At 37.4% G+C, this 2,988-nt stretch carries 4 protein-coding genes; 2 read left to right on the plus strand and 2 right to left on the minus strand.

Going from position 1 to position 2,988, the window contains the following annotated elements; genetic code table 11:
- Together BLV64_RS14645 and BLV64_RS14395 are read left to right on the plus strand one after the other, a co-directional pair.
- Positions 1 to 219: hypothetical protein (locus BLV64_RS14645; protein WP_218138676.1), on the plus strand; the 219-nt coding region annotated here is incomplete at its 5' end.
- A 376-nt stretch (positions 220 to 595) separates the two neighbouring features.
- The gene (locus BLV64_RS14395) at positions 596 to 1,651 is read left to right on the plus strand and encodes an IS110 family RNA-guided transposase (RefSeq protein WP_092136767.1); all 1,056 of its coding nucleotides are present in this window, start codon (positions 596 to 598) and stop codon (positions 1,649 to 1,651) included.
- 366 nt (positions 1,652 to 2,017) lie between these two features.
- Here BLV64_RS14395 and BLV64_RS14400 read toward each other — a convergent pair whose 3' ends face one another.
- Both BLV64_RS14400 and BLV64_RS14650 read right to left on the minus strand, forming a co-directional pair.
- Positions 2,018 to 2,794: a hypothetical protein gene (locus BLV64_RS14400; protein WP_092136765.1), complete on the minus strand. Its 777-nt coding sequence runs from the start codon at positions 2,792 to 2,794 to the stop codon at positions 2,018 to 2,020.
- Positions 2,795 to 2,808: 14 nt separating this feature from the next.
- Positions 2,809 to 2,988, minus strand: a 180-nt coding sequence (locus BLV64_RS14650) for a hypothetical protein (RefSeq protein ID WP_218138674.1), incomplete at its 5' end; no start/stop codon positions are given.

The raw sequence follows: 2,988 nt of genomic DNA on the forward strand, positions 1-2,988 counted from the left end.
GATTTTGTACGCGAGGATTTTCCGCAGGAAAATCAGAAGCTAGCAAAAGAGCAACGACCAAACGATCGAACTAAAATAAGCAATGTTTTTTACACGGTGTTGGGTTTTAGTGCTTTTTATCCACTGGGTATTTTGTTCAGATTACTCTTTTATCGATTGTGTTTTTATTCCGCAAACTTGCTCAAATTCCGCAATATATTTAATTCAGATGGCGAGTGAGCGATTCCTTAACTTGCTACATTCCGCTTATAGTTTGGTTAAGTTTTAATTCAGATTCTGCAAACGATCTAAAATAGTCAAGGTTAGTTGTTCAATATTTTGATTCCGCAAACCTGCTAAAAATCGGCTGTTGTTTTTCAGTATAAGAATTGAATTTAAGCCGGAACTTTGGATTGGTAACAGGCGTTTCCGCATTAAACCCAACGTTTATGTGTATGAGTTGTGGCGTGGACTAATAACGGACAATTCCAAACGGTCAACTGCCTGTGGAAAATCCGCAGGATTTTCCAAGTAGACACAGACCCAGCCATAACTTATAGCATTCATGAAAAAGCAGCGAGTCTCGTATCTTTAAAGTTCATCAAAACAATTAGATATGAAAACTGAACCCACTGCTCACCCAAAATTACACATTGGCATCGACATTCACAAGCGTAGCTGGAAAGTGCACTGTGCGACCGATTTTTTCATCGGCAAATCTTTTTCCATGCCGCCCGATCCAAAGGTCCTCTACGATTATGTGCAGAAAAACTTTGCGGGCTATGAAGTTTCCACCGCCTACGAAGCTGGCTGCTGCGGCTTTTCCGCCCATCGCATCTTCGAGGCGTTCGGATGGCGTTCTGTCGTTGCCAATCCCGCCGATATACACCGTCGAGGAAAGGAAAAATACTCTAAGACCGACCGTATCGATGCCCAGCTTATCGCGAGGGAACTCAAGGATGATTGGCTCAACTCCATAAAGGTGCCCGATGTCCAGCGTGAGGCACTTCGCAGCCTTTTCAGGAGGCGCAACGATATCGTTAAGGACATACGGCGCAATAAAAGCAGAATCAAAATGCAACTCCTTTATTTTGGCATTACGATTCCCGAAGAGTTTGACAAAGACAACTGGAGCCATAACTTCAGGAACTGGGTGGCTGGCGTGGACTTCGCCCATCCAACTGCCAAGTCTACGCTTGAGGGCAGGATGCGCACCTTCAGGTTTCTGGACAAGGAAAAAAGAGAGGTTTCTAACGAACTTCGTGCCTATTGCCGTAAACATTACAAAACCGACTATAACCTATTGCGCAGTGTTCCCGGTATTGCGGGGATTGTTGCCTGTGGTATTTTAAGCGAGCTTGGCGATCTACGCCGCTTTAGCACCATTAAACATCTTGCAGGCTATCTGGGTCTTGCTCCTGGTATATACCAGAGTGGTGATAACTCTCGAGATACGGGGATTACAAAAAGGGCAAACAAAATTATGCGCAGTTATTTTGTGGAGGCATCGTGGCAGGCCATACGCGCAGACCCAATTATGCAGGCCTATTACAGAAAACATCTGCCCAAGGACTCCAAGACAATCATTATAAAAATTGCACGCAAATTGGCAAGCAGGACATTGGCCGTAATAAAGACGGGAATTCCCTATCAAGCGGGCGTGATACAATAAATAAAAAAGGAATATTAACAATAACAGAGCTCACATAAATACTATTTCCCGGATTACAAAACACCGTTTGTGACCTTCGCCCAAGGCGGAAGGATCACTTTTATAAACAGTGACCGGGTTATTATAACTTACAATCATAAAGATGCTGGTGGCCGCGCTTCACGCTGGACCACACATAGGATGCGGAGCAAGTTATTTAAAGGCATTGAAATATTGATAAACCTAAAGGTATTATCAACATTTCAACACCACACAATCATCATTATGAGATAATTAGAAAATAAATATTATATTTGAAGAACGGGATAAGTGCTTTTCATAGGACACGGTGTTGGCAGTAGTTATTTGGTTTTCGGTATTTTATTATTAAAACATATCTCCGGGTTTTAATTTCATCTGTTTTCGTAAATATTTTATCTTTTCTTCTTTATTCATTCCTTTGATAGAGTCGTAGAAATTTAGATATATCATTTCTTGTTCTTCATTATTAATTTTTGCTCTTATGCTTTTTCTTATTAACAATTCAGATTTAAAATTGACATTAAACCGTTTATTGTTAGTAGCTTTATAAAGGCTGTCGGTAATAGATTTACTTATATCTGTAGCGATGTTATAATCTAGAGTATATAATTGTTTTTGAATACTGTCTTCATTTATTTGTTTAACATTGAATCTGTTATTTTTATTACTTAAAGTGTGTCTTTTGTAATAATAAAAGTCTCGTGTCATAAATGGAAAAATATGATTTCTATACTTAATGATAGGTTGAATACGCCAATAAGCATTATCTCCATTTTTCTGATAGTTGTTTTCTGTTTTTAATTTTTTACTCGGATTCCAAAAATCATTCAATTCTAAATTTTCAAGATTATATAAAAGATACTTTCCATAATTAGAACCATTAGATTTTCCTTCATAAATACTAGAAATTTTTAAAGCGCTTAATCTATTGTTATAAATTGTTAATTGATATGGAATGTATACATAAATGCTATCTCTATATGGTCTAATTTTACAAGGTAGATTTTTAGCTTTTGTATTTTCTACGTAGTACTTTGGTTTAATGTATTTAAATATAATTATAATAGCTATGGATAAAATAATTGTTAATGCTATTTTTTTGCTGTTAACCTTAATTATCATATGTTTTTAGATTTTCACTCTCTAACTAAAGAGATATTTATGCTATTTAAAAAACCAACAGGATTATTGAATTCTAGCAGGCTCTGTTTAATTACTGCTAACGGTTTTGTGTAAGGAACGTTGCGATTTTGTACGCGAGGATTTTCCGCAGGAAAATCAGAAGCTAGCAAAAGAGCAACGACCAAACGATCGAA

This window comes from Bizionia paragorgiae (genome assembly GCF_900107625.1).
GTDB lineage: Bacteria > Bacteroidota > Bacteroidia > Flavobacteriales > Flavobacteriaceae > Bizionia > Bizionia paragorgiae.